The sequence below is a fragment of the Streptomyces sp. NPDC096105 genome, assembly GCF_044763335.1.
Lineage (GTDB): Bacteria > Actinomycetota > Actinomycetes > Streptomycetales > Streptomycetaceae > Streptomyces.
In genome coordinates this window covers 54,254-72,334 of the sequence record NZ_JBIWGC010000013.1, presented here as the reverse complement: position 1 = coordinate 72,334, position 18,081 = coordinate 54,254, and the positions used below count along the sequence as shown (strand labels likewise).

Annotated in this window: 14 protein-coding genes and 1 riboswitch; of the genes, 9 read left to right on the top strand and 5 right to left on the bottom strand. The window is 73.0% G+C overall.

Features of this window, described 5'->3' with window-relative positions; translation table 11 throughout:
* Nucleotides 1-14 precede the first annotated feature (14 nt).
* The 4 genes from nuoL to recQ all read left to right on the top strand — a co-directional run bounded on the left by nuoL (nt 15) and on the right by recQ (nt 7,382).
* The gene (gene nuoL, locus ACIQ8B_RS20835; protein ID WP_403548628.1) at nt 15-1,979 is read left to right on the top strand and encodes an NADH-quinone oxidoreductase subunit L; all 1,965 of its coding nucleotides are present in this window, start codon (nt 15-17) and stop codon (nt 1,977-1,979) included.
* 5 nt (nt 1,980-1,984) lie between these two features.
* The gene (locus ACIQ8B_RS20830) at nt 1,985-3,556 is read left to right on the top strand and encodes an NADH-quinone oxidoreductase subunit M (protein WP_403548626.1); all 1,572 of its coding nucleotides are present in this window, start codon (nt 1,985-1,987) and stop codon (nt 3,554-3,556) included.
* Entirely contained in the window at nt 3,553-5,205 is a 1,653-nt protein-coding gene (gene nuoN, locus ACIQ8B_RS20825; RefSeq protein ID WP_290005770.1) for an NADH-quinone oxidoreductase subunit NuoN, read from the top strand. The genes ACIQ8B_RS20830 and nuoN overlap by 4 nt, the downstream gene beginning before the upstream one ends.
* Before the next feature lie 200 nt (nt 5,206-5,405).
* The gene (recQ, locus tag ACIQ8B_RS20820) at nt 5,406-7,382 is read left to right on the top strand and encodes a DNA helicase RecQ (protein WP_403548624.1); all 1,977 of its coding nucleotides are present in this window, start codon (nt 5,406-5,408) and stop codon (nt 7,380-7,382) included.
* Between the two features lie 18 nt (nt 7,383-7,400).
* Here recQ and ACIQ8B_RS20815 read toward each other — a convergent pair whose 3' ends face one another.
* Both ACIQ8B_RS20815 and fahA read right to left on the bottom strand, forming a co-directional pair.
* Complete coding sequence (locus ACIQ8B_RS20815) at nt 7,401-8,339, bottom strand: M56 family metallopeptidase (protein ID WP_403548622.1); 939 nt, start codon at nt 8,337-8,339, stop codon at nt 7,401-7,403.
* 157 nt (nt 8,340-8,496) lie between these two features.
* Nucleotides 8,497-9,711: a fumarylacetoacetase gene (fahA, locus tag ACIQ8B_RS20810; RefSeq protein WP_403548619.1), complete on the bottom strand. Its 1,215-nt coding sequence runs from the start codon at nt 9,709-9,711 to the stop codon at nt 8,497-8,499.
* A gap of 262 nt (nt 9,712-9,973) precedes the next feature.
* Between fahA and ACIQ8B_RS20805 the strand changes: the two genes are divergently transcribed.
* Nucleotides 9,974-10,846 (top strand): HAD family hydrolase, encoded by an 873-nt coding sequence (locus ACIQ8B_RS20805; protein ID WP_403548617.1) that lies wholly within the window; start codon nt 9,974-9,976, stop codon nt 10,844-10,846.
* Here the strand turns inward: ACIQ8B_RS20805 and ACIQ8B_RS20800 are convergent.
* The gene (locus tag ACIQ8B_RS20800) at nt 10,810-11,277 is read right to left on the bottom strand and encodes a transglycosylase SLT domain-containing protein (RefSeq protein WP_403548615.1); all 468 of its coding nucleotides are present in this window, start codon (nt 11,275-11,277) and stop codon (nt 10,810-10,812) included. The genes ACIQ8B_RS20805 and ACIQ8B_RS20800 overlap by 37 nt on opposite strands.
* Before the next feature lie 5 nt (nt 11,278-11,282).
* A riboswitch (cyclic di-AMP (ydaO/yuaA leader) is annotated at nt 11,283-11,451 on the bottom strand.
* Nucleotides 11,452-11,977: 526 nt separating this feature from the next.
* Between ACIQ8B_RS20800 and ACIQ8B_RS20795 the strand changes: the two genes are divergently transcribed.
* The 4 genes from ACIQ8B_RS20795 (at nt 11,978) to ACIQ8B_RS20780 (ending at nt 16,378) form a co-directional block, all read left to right on the top strand.
* Complete coding sequence (locus ACIQ8B_RS20795) at nt 11,978-12,988, top strand: polyprenyl synthetase family protein (protein WP_106412961.1); 1,011 nt, start codon at nt 11,978-11,980, stop codon at nt 12,986-12,988.
* 255 nt (nt 12,989-13,243) lie between these two features.
* Nucleotides 13,244-14,470: an outer membrane lipoprotein carrier protein LolA gene (locus tag ACIQ8B_RS20790; RefSeq protein ID WP_403548612.1), complete on the top strand. Its 1,227-nt coding sequence runs from the start codon at nt 13,244-13,246 to the stop codon at nt 14,468-14,470.
* A 44-nt stretch (nt 14,471-14,514) separates the two neighbouring features.
* A complete protein-coding gene (locus tag ACIQ8B_RS20785; protein ID WP_290005780.1) occupies nt 14,515-15,495 on the top strand; it encodes an ABC transporter ATP-binding protein in 981 nt (326 codons plus the stop codon).
* Nucleotides 15,482-16,378 (top strand): ABC transporter permease, encoded by an 897-nt coding sequence (locus tag ACIQ8B_RS20780; RefSeq protein WP_403548610.1) that lies wholly within the window; start codon nt 15,482-15,484, stop codon nt 16,376-16,378. The genes ACIQ8B_RS20785 and ACIQ8B_RS20780 overlap by 14 nt, the downstream gene beginning before the upstream one ends.
* On the opposite strand, the gene ACIQ8B_RS20775 is transcribed toward ACIQ8B_RS20780, so the two are convergent.
* Both ACIQ8B_RS20775 and ACIQ8B_RS20770 read right to left on the bottom strand, forming a co-directional pair.
* Nucleotides 16,368-17,534 carry an amidase family protein gene (locus tag ACIQ8B_RS20775; RefSeq protein WP_403548608.1) on the bottom strand — a complete coding sequence of 389 codons (1,167 nt, stop codon included), beginning with the start codon at nt 17,532-17,534 and terminating at the stop codon, nt 16,368-16,370. The genes ACIQ8B_RS20780 and ACIQ8B_RS20775 overlap by 11 nt on opposite strands.
* The gene (locus ACIQ8B_RS20770; RefSeq protein ID WP_403548606.1) at nt 17,531-18,037 is read right to left on the bottom strand and encodes a DUF6668 family protein; all 507 of its coding nucleotides are present in this window, start codon (nt 18,035-18,037) and stop codon (nt 17,531-17,533) included. Before ACIQ8B_RS20770 ends, ACIQ8B_RS20775 begins: the two co-directional genes overlap by 4 nt.
* Nucleotides 18,038-18,081: the final 44 nt, after the last annotated feature.

Genomic DNA, 18,081 nt, shown 5'->3' with positions numbered 1-18,081 from the left:
GGGGCTGCTGAATCGTGGAGAACCTGATTGCGCTGCTGGTGGCGGCGCCTCTGCTCGGAGCGGCGGTCCTGCTGTGCGGCGGACGCCGGCTGGACGCCGTCGGCCACTGGATCGGCACGGCCCTGGCCGCCGTCTCCTTCGCGCTCGGCCTGGTGCTCTTCACCGACCTGCTGGGCAGGGGCGCCGAGGACCGCACGGTCGTGCAGCACCTGTTCAGCTGGATCCCGGTGGAGGGCTTCCAGGCGGACGTCGCCTTCCGGCTCGACCAGCTCTCGATGACGTTCGTGCTGCTGATCACCGGCGTCGGCTCGCTGATCCACCTCTACTCCATCGGGTACATGGAGCACGACGAGCGGCGCCGCCGCTTCTTCGGCTACCTGAACCTCTTCCTCGCGGCGATGCTGATCCTGGTCCTCGCCGACAACTACCTGCTGCTGTACGTCGGCTGGGAGGGCGTCGGTCTCGCCTCCTACCTGCTGATCGGCTTCTGGCAGCACAAGCCCAGCGCGGCCACGGCCGCGAAGAAGGCCTTCCTGGTCAACCGCGTCGGTGACATGGGCCTGTCCATCGCGATCATGCTGATGTTCCTGTGGTTCGGCACCTTCGCCTTCGGGCCGGTGCTCGGCGGCCACGGGGAGGCCGGTCTCGCCGGTGAGGCGGGCGAGGGCAAGCTGACCGCGATCGCCCTGATGCTGCTGCTCGCCGCGTGCGGCAAGTCCGCCCAGGTGCCGCTGCAGTCCTGGCTCGGGGACGCGATGGAGGGCCCGACCCCGGTGTCGGCCCTCATCCACGCCGCGACCATGGTGACCGCGGGCGTCTACCTGATCGTCCGCTCCGCGGCCGTCTTCAACGGCGCCCCGGACGCCCAGCTGGTCGTGACCATCGTCGGCGCGGTCACGCTGCTGTTCGGTGCGATCGTCGGGTGCGCCAAGGACGACATCAAGAAGGCGCTGGCCGGCTCGACCATGTCGCAGATCGGCTACATGGTGCTGGCCGCGGGCCTCGGCCCGATCGGCTACGTCTTCGCGATCATGCACCTGGTGACGCACGGCTTCTTCAAGGCCGGCCTCTTCCTCGGCGCCGGTTCGGTCATGCACGGCATGAACGACGAGGTCGACATGCGCCGTTACGGCGGCCTCAGGAAGTACATGCCGGTCACGTTCGTCACCTTCGGGCTCGGCTACCTGGCGATCATCGGCTTCCCGGGCCTGTCCGGCTTCTTCTCCAAGGACAAGATCATCGAGGCGGCGTTCGCCAAGGGCGGCGCCGAGGGCTGGATCCTCGGCGCCTGCGCCCTGCTGGGCGCGGCCGTCACCGCGTACTACATGACGCGCGTGATGCTGATGACGTTCTTCGGCGAGGAGCGCTGGCGCAACGCGCCCACGCCGTCCCCGGCCGCCCCGGACGTCGAGCTGGCCGCCGAGACGCGCGGGGAGTACGAGCCGCCGCACCCGCACGAGTCGCCGAGGACCATGACGGTCCCGATGATCGTGCTGGCCGTCGGATCGGTCGCGGGCGGTGCGTTCTTCAGCATCGGGGACCGCTTCATCCACTGGCTGGAGCCGGTCACCGGGCACGCCCACGGGCACCCGCCGGTCAGCGCGCTGACGGTGACGCTGTCCACGGTCGCGGTCATGGTCATCGGTGTGGCGGTCGCCTGGGCGCAGTACGGACGGCGTCCGGTGCCGGCCGTCGCCCCGCGCGGTTCGCTGCTCACCCGGGCCGCCCGCCGCGACCTGCTCCAGGACGACTTCAACCACGTGGTCCTAGTCCGCGGCGGCGAGCACCTCACCCGCTCGCTGGTGTACGTCGACCACACCCTGGTCGACGGGGTCGTCAACGGCACGGCCGCCTCCATGGGCGGTCTGTCCGGGCGGATGCGCAGGCTGCAGAACGGCTTCGCGCGGTCCTACGCGGTCTCGATGTTCGGCGGCGCGGCGGTCCTCGTCGCCGCGACCCTGCTGATGAGGGCGGTCTGATACCGATGTCCTTTCCTCTCCTGACAGCGACGGCGGCGCTCCCGGCCATCGGGGCGATCGCCACGGCCGCCGTGCCGGCCGCGAAGCGCACGGCGGCCAAGTGGCTGGCCCTGCTGTTCTCGCTGGCCACCCTCGCCCTGGCGATCACCGTCCTGGTCCGCTTCGACCCGGACGGCGAGCGCTACCAGCTCACCGAGTCGCACGCCTGGATCGCCGACTTCGGCGTCCGCTACGAACTGGGCGTCGACGGCATCGGGGTGGCGCTCATCGCGCTGACCGCGCTGCTGATCCCCTTCATCGTCCTGGCGGGCTGGCACGACGCCGACCCGATGGAGAAGGGAAGCAAGAGGTGGCGGCCGACGCAGGGCTTCTTCGCCCTGATCCTGGCCGTCGAGGCGATGGTGATCATCTCCTTCGAGGCCACCGACGTCTTCCTCTTCTACATCTTCTTCGAGGCCATGCTCATCCCGATGTACTTCCTCATCGGCGGCTTCGGGGACCGTGCGCACAAGGACGGCGAGGAGAAGGCGGCGACCCAGCGGTCGTACGCGGCGGTAAAGTTCCTCCTCTACAACCTGGCCGGCGGTCTGATCATGCTGGCCGCCGTGATCGGGCTGTACGTGGTCGCGGGGAACTTCTCCCTCACCGAGATCGCCCAGGCCCGGGCGAACGGCGAGCTGGAGATGGCGACCAGCACCGAACGCTGGCTGTTCCTCGGCTTCTTCTTCGCCTTCGCGGTGAAGGCGCCGCTGTGGCCGCTGCACACCTGGCTGCCCAACGCCATGCAGGAGTCCACCGCCCCGGTCGCCGTGCTGATCACGGCGGTGGTCGACAAGGTGGGCACCTTCGCGATGCTCCGCTTCTGTCTCCAGCTCTTCCCGGAGGCCAGCAAGTGGGCGACCCCGGTGATCCTGGTGCTGGCGGTCGTCAGCATCATCTACGGCGCGCTGCTCGCCGTCGGCCAGCGCGACATCAAGCGGCTGATCGCCTACGCCTCGATCTCGCACTTCGGCTTCATCGTCATGGGCATCTTCGCGATGACCAGCCAGGGCCAGTCCGGGGCGACGCTCTACATGGTCAACCACGGCATCTCGACCGCCGTGCTGATGCTGATCGCCGGCTTCCTGATCTCCCGGCGCGGCTCCCGGCTCATCGCCGACTTCGGCGGTGTGCAGAAGGTGGCCCCGGTGCTCGCCGGCACCTTCCTGATCGGCGGTCTGGCCACCCTCTCGCTGCCGGGGCTGGCGCCCTTCGTCAGTGAGTTCCTGGTCCTGGTCGGCACGTTCACGCGCTACCCGGTGATCGGCATCGTCGCCACCTTCGGCATCGTGCTCGCCGCGCTCTACACCCTCGTCCTGTACCAGCGGACGATGACCGGCCCGGTGAAGCCCGAGGTCGCCGCGATGCCCGACCTGCGGGTGCGGGAGATCGCGGTGGTGGCGCCGCTGGTCGTGCTGCTGGTCTTCCTGGGCGTCTACCCGAAGCCCGTGACGGACGTCGTGAACCCGGCGGTGGAGCAGACCTTGTCCGACGTACAGAAGAAGGACCCCCAGCCCGAGGTGGAGGCGGCCAAGTGAGCGCAACAGCAGTCGTCCACAGCTTGTGGACAACCGCGGCCGATCCGATCGCCAAGATCGACGCACCCGAGATCGAGTACGGGCAGCTCGCGCCCACGCTGATCGTCGTCGGCGCGGCGCTCGTCGGGGTGCTGATCGAGGCGTTCGTGCCGCGCAGGTCCCGTTACCACGCGCAGGTGTCCGTCTCCGCGGTCGCGCTGGCCGCCGCGTTCGCCGCGGTCGTGGCGCTCGCCGCGGACGGGTACGCCACCACCAAGGCGGGCATCGCCGCGATGGGCGCGATCGCCGTCGACGGACCGGCGCTCTTCCTCCAGGGCACGATCCTGCTGACGGCGCTGGTGGGCCTGTTCACCTTCGCCGAGCGCCGGCTCGACCCGGAGGCGCACGGCAACCGCGTCGACTCCTTCGCCGCGCAGGCCGCGGCCGTCCCCGGCAGCGACAGCGAGAAGCGGGCCGTCAAGGCCGGGTTCACCACCACCGAGGTGTTCCCGCTGCTGCTCTTCGCGGTCGCGGGCATGCTGGTCTTCCCGGCGGCCAACGACCTGCTGACGCTGTTCGTGGCGCTGGAGGTCCTGTCCCTCCCGCTGTACCTGCTGTGCGCGCTGGCCCGGCGCAAGCGGCTGATGTCGCAGGAGGCGGCGGTCAAGTACTTCCTGCTCGGCGCCTTCGCCTCCGCGTTCACGCTGTTCGGCATCGCCCTGCTGTACGGCTACGCGGGCTCCATGTCGTACGCGACGATCGCGCAGGTCGTCGACGGCACTGTGCCGGAGATCACCCCGGCGCTCGCCGACACCATGGGCAACGACGCGCTGCTGCTGATCGGCGCGGCGCTGCTGGTGATGGGCCTGCTGTTCAAGGTCGGCGCGGTGCCGTTCCACATGTGGACGCCCGACGTCTACCAGGGCGCGCCCACCCCGGTCACCGGCTTCATGGCGGCGGCCACCAAGGTCGCGGCGTTCGGCGCCCTGCTGCGCCTGCTGTACGTGGTGCTGCCGGGCCTGCGCTGGGACTGGCGGCCGGTCATGTGGGGCGTCGCCATCGTCACCATGCTGGCCGGCGCGATCGTGGCGATCACCCAGACCGACATCAAGCGGCTGCTGGCGTACTCGTCGATCGCGCACGCGGGCTTCATCCTCGCGGGCGTCATCGCGGCCACGCCGTCGGGCATCTCGTCGGTGCTGTTCTACCTGGCGGCCTACTCCTTCGTGACGATCGGTGCCTTCGCCGTGGTCACGCTGGTGCGGGACGCGGGCGGCGAGGCGACCCACCTGTCCCGGTGGGCCGGCCTGGGCCGGCGCTCCCCGCTGGTGGCGGCGGTGTTCGCGGTGTTCCTGCTCGCCTTCGCGGGCATCCCGCTGACCTCGGGCTTCGCCGGGAAGTTCGCCGTGTTCAAGGCGGCGGCGGAGGGCGGCGCGGTCCCGCTGGTCGTGATCGGTGTGATCTCGTCGGCGGTCGCGGCGTTCTTCTACATCCGCGTCATCGTGCTGATGTTCTTCAGCGAGCCGCGCCCGGAGGGCCCGACCGTCGCGGTGCCGTCGCCGCTGACGATGACGGCGATCGCGGTCGGTGTGGCGGTCACGGTGGTGCTCGGTGTGGCGCCGCAGTACTTCCTGGAGCTGGCCGGGGACGCGGGGGTGTTCGTGCGCTGACGCGCCCCCTGCCCCGGTACGGACACGGCCCGGCACCCCCGCGCGGGGGCGCCGGGCCGCGGCCGTTCCCGGTCGCGGCGGGCGCCGTCGCGCACAGGACCCGGGCGGTTCCGTGCGGGCCTGTGGACAACTCCTGGACTGTCGGTCCGGACGCCTATGGTGGACGCAGTGGCCGAGGTACGGCCGCGGGGGACGGGACGATGCACGGGACGGACGGTGTCGCCGGGATGGCAGTGACGGACAGTGAGGCGCTGGCGGCGCTGCACCGGGTCTTCGGCTACGAGGCCTTCCGCGGTGAGCAGGAAGAGGTCGTCGACCATGTGATCGCGGGCGGCGACGCGGTCGTGCTCATGCCGACCGGCGGCGGCAAGTCGCTCTGCTACCAGATCCCGGCGCTGGTCCGGCCCGGCACGGGCGTGGTGGTCTCCCCGCTGATCGCGCTGATGCAGGACCAGGTGGACGCGTTGCGGGCGCTCGGCGTGCGGGCCGGCTTCGTCAACTCCACGCAGGACTTCGACGAGCGGCGCACGGTCGAGGCGGAGTTCCTGGCAGGCGAGCTCGACCTGCTCTACCTGGCGCCGGAGCGGCTGCGCCTGGACAGCAGCCTCGACCTCCTCTCACGCGGCAAGATCTCCGTCTTCGCCATCGACGAGGCGCACTGCGTCTCCCAGTGGGGGCACGACTTCCGGCCGGACTACCTCACCCTGTCCGTGCTGGGGGAGCGGTGGCCGGACGTGCCCCGCATCGCCCTCACCGCGACGGCCACGGACGCCACGCACCGGGAGATCACCGAGCGGCTGGGCCTGCGGGACGCCCGGCACTTCGTGGCCAGCTTCGACCGGCCCAACATCCAGTACCGGATCGTGCCCAAGGCCGACCCCCGCAAGCAGCTCCTCGCCTTCCTGCGCGAGGAGCACGCCGGGGACGCGGGCATCGTGTACTGCCTGTCACGCAACTCGGTGGAGAAGACCGCCGAGTTCCTCTCCCGCAACGGCATCGAGGCGGTGCCGTACCACGCGGGGCTCGACGCGGGGACGCGCGCCGCGCACCAGGCGCGCTTCCTGCGTGAAGAGGGCCTGGTCGTGGTGGCGACCATCGCCTTCGGCATGGGCATCGACAAGCCGGACGTCCGCTTCGTCGCCCACCTCGACCTGCCCAAGTCGGTGGAGGGCTACTACCAGGAGACCGGCCGCGCGGGCCGCGACGGCCTGCCGTCCACCGCGTGGATGGCCTACGGGCTGAACGACGTCATCCAGCAGCGCAAGCTGATCCAGTCCGGCGAGGGCGACGAGGCGTTCCGGCGGCGGGCCCATCAGCACCTGGACGCCATGCTCGCCCTGTGCGAGACCGTGCGCTGCCGCCGTGGCCAGCTCCTCGCCTACTTCGGCCAGGAGCCGTCCGGGGAGAACTGCGGCAACTGCGACACCTGCCTCGCCCCGCCGGAGACCTGGGACGGCACGGTCGCGGCGCAGAAGGTGCTGTCCACGGTGGTGCGGCTGCAGCGGGAGCGCGGACAGAAGTTCGGCGCGGTGCAGATCGTGGACATCCTGCTGGGCCGCCGCACCGCCAAGGTGATCCAGTTCGACCACGACCAGCTCTCCGTGTTCGGGATCGGCGAGGAGCTGAGCGAGGTGCAATGGCGTGGCGTGGTACGCCAGTTGCTCGCCCAGGGACTGCTCGCGGTCGAGGGCGAGTACGGCACGCTGGTGCTGACCGAGGCCAGCGGGCCGGTGCTGCGGCGCGAGCGTGAGGTGCCGCTGCGCAAGGAGCCCGAGAAGCCGGCCGCCTCCCGTTCGGGCGGCGGAGCGGGCCGCGGCGAGCGCAAGGCCAAGGCGGCCGCCGCCGAGCTGCCCGAGGAGCTGCAGCCGGCGTTCGAGGCGCTGCGCGCCTGGCGCGCCGAGCAGGCCAAGGAGCAGGGCGTCCCGGCGTACGTGATCTTCCATGACGCCACGCTGCGGGAGATCGTCACGGTGTGGCCCGCCTCGGTGGAGGAGCTGGGCGGCATCAGCGGCGTCGGCGAGAAGAAGCGGGCGACGTACGGCGAGGGGGTCGTGGCGGTGCTGGCCGGACTGGCGGCGCCGGGCGAGGTCGCTCTCGGCCCGGCCGCTCCCGACCCGGCCGGTGAGGCCCCGGCGCCCGAGGAGGACTGGCCCGACGAGGAGCCCGACTGGACCTGAGCGCCCCCGGCCGGTCCGCTACGGCAGCGCCGTCAGTCCCGGCGCGAAGGTGATGAGGAGCGGGAGGAAGGGCACCAGCGACGCCGCGGCCGTGGTCAGGGCGCGGTGACGGCGGCCCAGACGCGGCGGCGGCTCGAGGAGCCGGTCGACGCGCTCGCCGAGCAGCCGGTGGCTGGAGGAGCAGGACAGCACGCCCCGGTGCTGGTTGAGCTCGATCAGCGCCAGCGCGGTGGTCAGATGGCCGCAGCGGCGGGAGGCCGTGTCGTCGGCGGACAGCTCGACCAGACGGTGCGTCTGCTCGCAGAAGTGGGCGAACAGCGGGACGCGCGGGAAGCCGGCCGCCAGCGCAGCCGACAGATGCAGCAGCCAGTCGTGGCGGGCCCGGGCGTGGCCGCGTTCGTGGGTGAGGACCGCGTCGAGCTGATGGCCGGTCAGGCGCTGCAGCGCGCCGGTCGTGACGATCAGCTGGGGCGGGCTGCCCGGCATCCACCAGGCGTCGGGGTACTCCTCCTCCAGCACCAGCAGCGGCCCCCGTCCCTCGGGCAGCCCCGCCGGCAGGTCGGGCGCGCGGTCCCGCAGGTGTGCGCGGGCGCGGGCGCGACGCCGGCGGGCCTCGACCAGTTCCCGCCCCAGCATCGCGGCGGTCCAGGCCGCGCCGCAGGCCAGCAGCACGGTGAGGACGGTCGTCCACGGCGAGGCGGACGACAGGTCGTACGCGGCGGTCACGGCGGGCGGCGCCGGGGCGAACAACTGCGCGCGGACGGTGCCGAAGACGGCGGCGGCGCCCAGCGCCAGGGCGGTCAGGCAGCACAGCAGGACGGTGGCCACCAGGCACTGCCACACCCACAGGCCGACGACCGGTTCCCGTTCCGGCCACTTCGCCCGGGTCAGCGCGCGGGGGACGGGTACGGCGGCGGTCACGGCGACCACGCTCAGCAGGAGCAGGCAGTACGTCATGCCACGGGCTCCGGATCCTGTCGGAAGGGGCGGCTCGGGGGCGTGCGGTGGTGCGGGGCGCGCGGCGTGAGAGGACGACGCACCGCCCGACGCCAAGTATGACGGCGAGGGACGGTGCGAGTCAGCGTGCTCGGTCGGTTCGGTAGGGCCGGAGGGGTCAGGACGCGGGGACCACCCGTCCCGTCACCTCGCCGAGGCCCACCCGCACCCCGTCCGGGCCCGGCGCCCAGGCGGACAGTGTCACCACGTCGCCGTCCTCCAGGAACGTCCGCTCGCCGTCGGGGAGTTCGAGCGGGTCGCGGCCGTTCCAGGTCAGTTCCAGCAGGGAGCCGCGTTCGCGCTCGGCGGGGCCGCTGACCGTGCCGGAGCCGTAGAGGTCGCCGGTGCGCAGGGAGGCGCCGTTCACCGTCATGTGGGCGAGCTGCTGGGCGGCCGTCCAGTACATGGTGGAGAAGGGGCACTCGGAGACGGCCTGGCCGTTGAGGCTGACGGTGATGCGCAGGTCGTAACCGCCGGGCTCCTCACCGGAGTCGTCGAGGTACGGCAGCAGCGGGTGAGTGCGCTCGGGCGGGGCGGTGCGGGCCTCCTCCAGGGCGTCCAGCGGGGTGATCCACGCCGACACGGAGGTGGCGAAGGACTTGCCGAGGAACGGACCGAGGGGCACGTACTCCCAGGCCTGGATGTCGCGGGCGGACCAGTCGTTGAGCAGGCACAGGCCGAACACGTGGTCGCGGTAGGCGTTCAGCGGCACGGGCCGGCCCCGCTCGGACGGGACGCCGACGACGAAGCCGACCTCGGCCTCGATGTCCAGCCGCACGGACGGGCCGAACACCGGGGCGGCGTCGGCGGGCGCCTTGCGCTGCCCGGAGGGGCGTACGACGTCGGTGCCGGACACCACGACGGTGCCGGAGCGGCCGTGGTAACCGATCGGCAGGTGCTTCCAGTTGGGGGTCAGGGAGTCGGCCGCGTCGGGGCGGAAGATCTGCCCGACGTTCCGGGCGTGGTTCTCCGAGGCGTAGAAGTCGACGTAGTCCGCGACCTCGAAGGGCAGGTGCAGGGTGACCTCGGACAGCGGGTGGAAGAACCGCTCGACGGTCTCCCGGTGCGCCGGGACCGTCACCCACGCGGTGAGCGCGCGCCGCACGTCCGACCAGGCCGTACGGCCCGCCGCCAGCAGGGGGTTGAGGGTGGGGCGGGCGAGCAGGGAGGCGTAGGGGGAGCCCAGGGCGTGTGCCGCCGCGCCGGCGTCGAGGACGTGGTCGCCCAGCCGGACGCCCACGGTGCGCTCCGGCGAACCGGGGAGCGAGAAGACGCCGTACGGCAGGTTGTGCGGGCCGAAGGGATCGCCCTCGGGGACATCGAAGGGGGGCATCGGGTGCTGCCTCGCTTTCGTGTGCGCGGGTGCGCCACGTGTCCGTGGCCGTGCCACACGTTACGGGGTCGCGCCCCGGTGAGCTCTTGTACACGGACGACTTCCCGGGCCCGGGTCCGCCGGAGCGCACCCTGTTCCGGTCAAAACGGGAAAGAGGTCCCAACCGGTCGCGATCCGGCGGTGTAAGAAGGCAAAACGCACCCAATGCGAGGGCATACGGGCGCGGCGAATCGGACGGTCCTCCTGTCCGTATTCTCTGATCATGGCCGCACCCACCGATTGTTTTCTCATCGCCACCGACCTGGACGGGACGCTGCTGCGCGGTGACGACACCCTCTCCGACCGCTCCCTCGCCGCCCTCGCGCGGGCGGAGCGGGCCGGCGCCCGGCACCTCGTGGTGACGGGGCGCCCGGCCCCCAGAGTGCGGTCGCTGCTCGACGACCTCGGCTGCACGGGGCTCGCGGTGTGCGGACAGGGCGCGCAGGTCTACGACGCCGCCACGCACCGGATGCTGTGGTCGGTCCGGCTGGACCGGGAGCTGGCGGAGACCGCGCTCGGCAAGATCGAGGCCGAGGTGGGGGAGGTGTACGCCGCGGTCGACCAGGACGGGGCCGACGGGCTGACGCTGATCGAGCCGGGCTACCGGATGCCGCACCCGACGCTCCCGTCGGTGCGGGTGGAGCGGCGCGACGACCTGTGGGCGCGGCCGATCAGCAAGGTGCTGCTGCGCCACCCGGAGCTGTCGGACGACGCGCTGGCGGCGGCGGCCCGGTCCGTGGTCGGTTCGCTGGCCACGGTCACGATGTCGGGGCCGGGCACGGTGGAGCTCCAGCCGTGCGGGGTCACCAAGGCGACCGGGCTGGCGCTGGCCGCCGAGCACCTGGGGCTGCGCCCCGAGGACACGGTCGCCTTCGGGGACATGCCGAACGACGTCCCCATGTTCCGGTGGGCGGGCCACGGCGTCGCCATGGCCAACGCGCACCCCGAGCTGAAGGCGGTGGCCGACGAGGTCACCCTGTCGAACGAGGACGACGGCGTGGCCGTCGTCCTCGAGCGGCTGTTCGGGCGGACGGCCGGAGTGGCCCGTCAGAGGTCGGCTCAGTACGCGCCGAAGACGTTGTCGATCGAGCCGTAGCGGTCGGCGGCGTAGTTGCAGGCCGCGGCGATGTTGGCGACCGGGTCGAACGGGTCGAAGGCGGTGCCGGGCACGTGGTACGCCTGGAAGGTCGGGTCGATGACCTGGAGCAGGCCCTTCGACGGGGTGCCCTTCGCGGCGTTGGAGTCCCACAGGTTGATGGCGGCCGGGTTGCCGGACGACTCCCGCATGATGTTGCGGTGGATGGAGTCGTAGGAGCCGGGGATGCCGTTCTGCGCCATGACGTCCATCGCCTCGCGGATCCAGCCGTCGAGGTTGTCCGGGTACGCGGTCGTGGAGGTGGCGGCCTGGGCCGTGGGGGCGGCCGCGGCGCTGGTGGCGCCGAACAGCGGCATCGCGACCACGGCGACGCCGGTGCCGGCGACGGCGAGGGAGCGGACGAGGCGGCGGTACGAAGCGGAAGCGGGCATGTCTGGGTTCCTCTCCTACGCCTGCGAGGTGAGCTGTCGGGTTCGGGCGGGAGAGTGCCCGGCCGTGCCCCTGCGGGCATGGCTTCACCCCGAGCCGTCCCGGCGCGGTGTCCGGTACGGCGGCTTACCTGGGTCCCCCGCTCCTGCCGTGCGTGAGTTCGTCGTCGGGTGTGATGCGGGTGGCGGCAGGACTAGGCGTCCACCCGGCAGGCCCGGAACGTATGCGAGAGCACATGCCGGAAACAAGTGCGACGATCACACAAAGCCCCGTTTGATCTTGAGATGGGCGATTTCGGGTGCTTGATCCTTTGTGGCCGGTCAGAGTCAAGTCCGTTGCGTGGAGCGGGATGACGGGCGTGTGCGAGGGTGACCGGGCGGCCGGCGTGCGCGTGACTCACTTCACGGGGCGGCGACCGTGAGCACATGTGCGGCCAAGGGGAATTAACGGAGCGATCGCGGTAAATCGGACTCTCGGGTGGGGCAGGATGGTTCACGGGCCACCGCGTCCGGGAAGTCGAGGTATGTCCGTTGTCATCGCCCGATCAAAAACACTCCGCTTCTGCTCCCGTATCGCCTTGCTTGTGACCCCGGGCCCTGGCGGTGATCGAAACATGACCGGATACGCTGACTCGAGTGGTGACAGCGACCTATCGACAAACCGTGTAACCGCCAGCAGACACCAGCAGACAGGAGACCCCTCGTGACCGTCGTCGGGCCGTTCGGGCTGAGCGTGCGGGACCAGGCTCTGGAAGCCGATGTCCAGGCCGGATTGACGGCTGTCGAGGAAGGGCTGCTCGAAGCCACCAAGAGCGAGGTGCCCTTCATCACGGAGGCCGCCCAGCACCTGGTGCGGGCCGGCGGCAAGCGGTTCCGTCCGCTGCTCGTGATGCTCTCCGCCCGGTTCGGCGACCCCTACGCGCCCGGCATCGTGCCGTCGGCCGTCGTGGTGGAGCTCACCCACCTGGCCACGCTGTACCACGACGACGTGATGGACGAGGCCGAGGTGCGGCGCGGGGTCGCGAGCGCGAACGCCCGCTGGGGCAACTCGGTCGCCGTGCTCACCGGCGACTTCCTCTTCGCCCGCGCCTCCCACATCCTGGCCGACCTCGGCCCGGAGGCGGTGCGGGTCCAGGCCGAGGCGTTCGAGCGGCTGGTCACCGGCCAGATCCTGGAGACCGCGGGCCCGCAGGACGGCCGCGACCCGGTCGACCACTACCTGGACGTGCTCGGCGGCAAGACCGGCTCCCTGGTCGCCGTCTCCTGCCGGTTCGGCGGGATGATGTCCGGCGCCGACGAGACGGTGGTGGACATCCTCACCCAGTACGGCGAGCGGCTCGGCGTCGCCTTCCAGCTCGCCGACGACGTCCTGGACATCGCCTCCGACTCCCACGAGTCCGGCAAGACCCCCGGCACCGACCTGCGCGAGGGCATCGCCACCCTGCCCGTGCTGCGGCTGCGCGAGCGGGCGGCCCGGCTGGGCCTCGCCGAGGACGTCGCCCTGTGCGAGCTGCTCGACTCCGACCTCACCGACGACGCCCGGCACGCCGAGGCGCTGCGGCTGCTGCGCGCCCATCCCGCGCTGGGCCAGGCCCGCCGGGACACCGTGCGCTACGCCGAGGAGGCGCGCGCCGCGCTCGCCCCGCTGCCCGACGGCCCCGCCAAGACGGCGCTCGTCGAGATGTGCGACGCCGTGGTGCACCGGGCCGGCTGACCCGCCCGGCCGTCCCCCGTACGCCTCCCGGACCCGGACGACCCCTACGGGGCGGGTGAGGCGGCGCCGTGCCGTGTCATACCGCAGCAGTACGCGCAGTTGAGCCCGCGGTCTGACGTATCCGCCCCGCGAATGCGGTCAGATGGACCACGACGGACAACACCACTTCTCACCGGTTCGGGTGAGAATGGCGGCTCGGGCCGAACTGGTGCGAGGACACGGGACGGAAGCCGCCGCCGACGACGGAGGGCACACATGGCACCGCACGCATCCGACGACACGACGACTGCCGGGGAGGTCGAGGAGCCGCGCGCCGGCCGCCGCAGGGCAGCGCGGTACGTCGTCCCCGTCACGGTGATGGGCGTGGCGGCCGCGACGATCGGACTCGTCCCGGCGCTCGCCGACTCCGGCGACCCCGACCTGCCGGACATCACCGCCGCACAGCTCATCGAGAAGATCGCGCAGTCGGACGTGGAGCGGCTGTCCGGCACCGTGAGGATCACCACCGACCTCGGGCTGCCGAACCTCGGCGGCCTGGAGAGCAGCCTCGCGTCCGGGGCGCTGGGCGGGGACGGCGAGGGTGGTTCGTCCGCCGACCCGTCCGGCCGGCTCACCGAGCTGGCGTCCGGCACGCACACCCTGCGCGTCGCCGCCGACGGGCCGGACCGCCAGAAGCTGTCACTGCTGGAGAACGCGGCCGAGTACAGCCTCATCCACAACGGCAAGGACGTCTGGGGCTACGACAGCGCGTCCAACGAGGTCTACCACGCCACCGTCGACGGGCCGGACGCGTCCGAGCGGCGCGAACAGCGGCCCCCGGCCACCCCGCAGGACTTCGCGGAGGAGGCGCTGAAGGCGGTCGACGACACCACGTCCGTGAAGGTCGACGGCACCGCCCAGGTGGCCGGCCGGGCCGCCTACCGACTGGTGGTCGAGCCCAAGCAGTCCGGCTCCACCGTCGGCGCCGTCAGCATCGCCGTGGACCACGAGACGGGCCTGCCGCTGAAGTTCACGCTCACCCCGTCGAGCGGCGGCTCGGCCGTCGTGGACGTCGGCTTCACCGAGGTGAGCTTCGACCGCCCGGACGCCTCCACGTTCGAGTTCACCCCGCCGAAGGGCGCCAAGGTGACCGAGGACACCGAACAGGACCGGGAGCGCGGCGACTTCGGGAAGCCGGAGCGGGGCCCGAAGTCCGAGGAGGACCTGGCCAAGGGCTTCGACGGGCTGAAGATGCTCGGCGAGGGCTGGAACACGATCGCCACCTTCGACACCGGCTCCGGCGGCGGCCTGCCCACCGGTGAGGCGGGCGGCGACCTCGACGGCTTCCTCGGCTCGCTCGGCGAGCAGGTCGAGGGCGACTTCGGCACCGGCACGGTGTTCGGCACCCGTCTGGTCAACGCCCTGCTCACCGAGGACGGCACGGTCTACGTGGGTACGGTCACCAAGGACGCGCTGGTGAAGGCGGCCGACGCGGGCGAGTAGCAGGCCCCGCGCCCGCCGCCGTACCGAGGGAAACGGGGGAGCCGATGGACGCCACGTCCACCACGGAGCAGACGCGCGACGGGCGGTCCGCGGGCGACGGCGTCGTCGTCACCCGCGGACTGACCAAGCGGTACCGCGGCGGACAGCTCGCCGTGGACGACCTGCACCTGACCGTCCCGGCGGGCAGCGTCTTCGGCTTCCTCGGCCCCAACGGCTCCGGCAAGACCACCACCATCCGCATGCTGATGGGCCTGATCGAGCCGACCTCCGGGACGGCGCACGTGCTGGGGCGCCCCATGCCCCGCTCCGCGCGCGCCGTCCTCCCGCACGTCGGGGCCCTCATCGAGGGCCCCGCCCTCTACGGCTTCCTCTCCGGCCGCGACAACCTCCTCCGCCACGACGCCGCCGACCCCACCGCCGATCCGCGCACCCGCAAGGCGCGGGTCGCCGCCGCCCTGGACCGGGTGGGCCTCACGGCCGCGGCCGGGCGGAAGGCACGCGCGTACTCCCTCGGCATGAAGCAGCGCCTCGGACTCGCCGCCGCCCTGCTGCGGCCCCGCCGGCTGCTGGTGCTGGACGAGCCGACCAACGGCCTCGACCCGCAGGGCATGCGGGAGATCCGCTCCCTCGTCCGCGAACTGGCCACCGACGGCACGACCGTCTTCCTCTCCTCCCACCTGCTCGACGAGATCGAGCAGGTCTGCACGCACGCCGCCGTGATGGCGCGGGGCCGGCTGATCACGCAGGGGCCGGTCGCCGAGCTGGCCGCGGGCGCCCGGGGCCGCCTGGTGGTCACCACGCCCGACCCGGCGGACGCGGCGCGGCTGCTGAAGGAACAGGGGCTCGCCGACGTCGTGGCGGACGGCGACCGGGTGAGCGCCGATCCGCCCGCGCGGGACCTCGCCGAGGTCAACGCGGCCCTGGTCACGGCGGGGGTGCGGGTGCGCGGCCTCGGGGTGGAACGGGCCTCGCTGGAGGACGCGTTCGTGGCGCTGACCGGGGAGGGGTTCGATGTCGCGGGCTGAGACGGTGAGCGGGACGGGCGCGGGAGCGGAGGCGTTCGTGCGAACGCGTTGGCGGTGGACCCTCGGGCTGTTCCGCGACGAACTGCGCACCACCTTCCGCCGCTGGCGCACCCTCGCCCTGCTGGGCGTGCTGGCCGCCGTGCCGGTGCTGGTCGGGATCGCCGTGCGGATCGAGACCGGCGACGGACCGTCCGCCGGGAGCGGCGGCGGGGGACCCGCGTTCGTCTCGCAGATCACCAACAACGGCCTGTTCCTCGTCTTCACCGCGCTCGCCGCGACCCTGCCGTTCTTCCTGCCCATGGCGGTCGGCGTGATCGCGGGCGACGCCGTGGCGGGCGAGGCGGGCGCCGGCACCCTGCGCTACCTCCTGGTCGCCCCCGCAGGCCGCACCCGGCTGCTGCTCACCAAGTACGCGACGGTCGTGGTGTTCTGCCTGGCCGCCACCCTGGTGGTGGCCGGGTCGGCGCTGGCCGTGGGCGCGCTGCTGTTCCCGCTGGGCGACGTCACCACCATCTCGGGCACCCGCATCGGCTTCGGCGAGGGACTGGCCCGGGCCCTGCTGATCGCCCTGGTCGTCGCCGCGTCCCTGCTCGGGGTGGCGGCGCTCGGCCTGTTCGTCTCCACGCTGACCGACAGCGGCATCGCGGCGATGGCCACCACGGTCGGGCTGCTCATCACCGTCCAGATCCTCGACCAGATCCCCCAGCTGCACGCCCTGCACCCGTATCTGTTCTCCCACCACTGGCTGTCCTTCGCCGACCTGTTGCGCGAGCCCGTCCACTGGGACGGCCTCACCAAGAACCTGGGCCTCCAGGCCCTCTACGCCGCCGTCTTCGGCTCGGCGGCCTGGGCACGGTTCACGACGAAGGACGTCACGGCGTAGAGGCGGGCGGGGTGAGCGCGGCGGCGGCTCCGCGTCGTTCCGCCTCCCGGGCGGCCGCCAGCAGCAGGTCCTCCCGGTCGTGGGCCGCCACCAGGTGCAGCCCCGCCGGGCAGCCGTCGGCGCCGACACCGGCCGGGAGGCTCAGCGCGGGGTGACCGCTGAGGTTGAACGCCCAGGCGAGCGCGGTGGAGTAGGTGTCGCCGGGGCCGTCGTGGCCGTGCGGCGCGGTGGGCGCCGTGGGGGTGAGCAGCAGGTCGGCGTGGGTGAGGAGACCGCGGAGACGGCGGTCGTTGGCGGCTCGGACGCGGTGGGCGCCGGCGGGGTCGGCGCCCGGGGTGCGCAGGGCCAGCCAGGCCGGGCCGGGGTCGAGGAGGGAGGGGGGCTCCGGCGGCCGCACCAGGCGTACCACCCCGGCCTCGACGAGCCGCTCGGCCGCCTCCCGCGCCAGGGCGACGGGCCCGGGGTCGGGGGAGGCGAAGCCCAGGTCGGGCGACCAGACGGCGGTGACGGGGAAGCGGGGCGGCGCCGGGGACCCGGCCCGCTCGGAAACGACCTGCCACCAGAGACCCGCGTCCACCGCCGTACGCGCGAGGATCCCGGGCGCGGCGAGGCCCGTACGGTCGCCCGACGGCAGCCGGCCGCCCGTGGCCTTCAGCCCCAGCACCCCGCACCACGCCGCCGGGATGCGCACCGAGCCCGCGCCGTCGGCGCCCGTCGCCAGCGGCACCAGCCCGGTCGCGACCGCCACCGCCGCCCCGGCCGAGGACCCGCCGGGCGTACGGTCCGCCCGCCACGGGTTGACGGTACGGCCGCGCGCCCCGAGTCCCCAGGTCCGCCAGGGCGTCCCCGGACCCGGCACGGAGGTGGCGCCCACGGCGACCGCACCGGCCGCGAGCAGCGGCCCCGCCGCGCGCCGGCCGTGCCGCCCCTTGACCGCGACCGGCACTCCGGCCAGCGGCGGGCGCTCCCCGGCGGCGACCCGCGCGTCCACCTCCGCCGCCCGCCGCAGCGCCTCCTCGCCCCACACGTCGAGGAACGCGCACAGCACCGGATCGGCGCGCTCGATCCGCGCGAGCGCCTCCGCGACCACGTCCACGGCCCGGCACGCGCCCGCGCGCACGGCGGCGGCGATCTCCCGCGCGCCGTCCCCGCTCACCGCAGGGCGCCGGTGAGACGGGCCAGCGGCTCCGTCCCGCGCGGCGGCCCGCCGCCCAGGTCGCCGAGCCGCCAGCCGGGCACCCACGGCACCCGGTACACGTCGATCAGCGCCTCGACCAGCCGCACCCGGTGCGCGAGGGGACGCGGGAGCCGTCCCGGCGCGTCCGCGACGAGGACGACGGCGTCCAGGCCGAGCCCGTGCGGGGCCTCGTCGCGCCGGAACAGCGCGACGGCCGGCGGCACCGCGTCCAGCCCGGCCGCATGGGTGCGGGCGACGAGCAGCACCGAGGAGGGGGCGCCGGGCCCGGGCCAGGAGCGTCCGCAGTCGTGCCCGCCGTAGACCGCGGCGAGCGTGGAGACGCCCGCGCCGCCGTGCAGGCCGACCCAGGAGAAGCGCCGGGCCGTCGCGCGGGCAGGCAGCGGCTCCGGAGGGTCCGCCTCCGGTGCCGTCACCGGCCCTCGCAGCCAGATCTCCGGTCCCTGTCCCGTGCCTGCTCGCATGTCCCTCTCCTGCTCGCCGGCTCGATCGTCCATGCCCCGCGCCC

Bases quoted from the DNA above. Each gene is read 5' to 3' on its own strand.
- recQ (WP_403548624.1), top strand. From the start codon at position 5,406: ATGCACGGGACGGACGGTGTCGCCGGGATGGCAGTGACGGACAGTGAG.
- ACIQ8B_RS20815 (WP_403548622.1), bottom strand. From the start codon at position 8,339: ATGACGTACTGCCTGCTCCTGCTGAGCGTGGTCGCCGTGACCGCCGCC.
- ACIQ8B_RS20790 (WP_403548612.1), top strand. From the start codon at position 13,244: ATGGCACCGCACGCATCCGACGACACGACGACTGCCGGGGAGGTCGAG.
- ACIQ8B_RS20830 (WP_403548626.1), top strand. From the start codon at position 1,985: ATGTCCTTTCCTCTCCTGACAGCGACGGCGGCGCTCCCGGCCATCGGG.
- ACIQ8B_RS20785 (WP_290005780.1), top strand. From the start codon at position 14,515: ATGGACGCCACGTCCACCACGGAGCAGACGCGCGACGGGCGGTCCGCG.
- ACIQ8B_RS20805 (WP_403548617.1), top strand. From the start codon at position 9,974: ATGGCCGCACCCACCGATTGTTTTCTCATCGCCACCGACCTGGACGGG.
- ACIQ8B_RS20770 (WP_403548606.1), bottom strand. From the start codon at position 18,037: ATGCGAGCAGGCACGGGACAGGGACCGGAGATCTGGCTGCGAGGGCCG.
- ACIQ8B_RS20780 (WP_403548610.1), top strand. From the start codon at position 15,482: ATGTCGCGGGCTGAGACGGTGAGCGGGACGGGCGCGGGAGCGGAGGCG.
- ACIQ8B_RS20800 (WP_403548615.1), bottom strand. From the start codon at position 11,277: ATGCCCGCTTCCGCTTCGTACCGCCGCCTCGTCCGCTCCCTCGCCGTC.
- fahA (WP_403548619.1), bottom strand. From the start codon at position 9,711: ATGCCCCCCTTCGATGTCCCCGAGGGCGATCCCTTCGGCCCGCACAAC.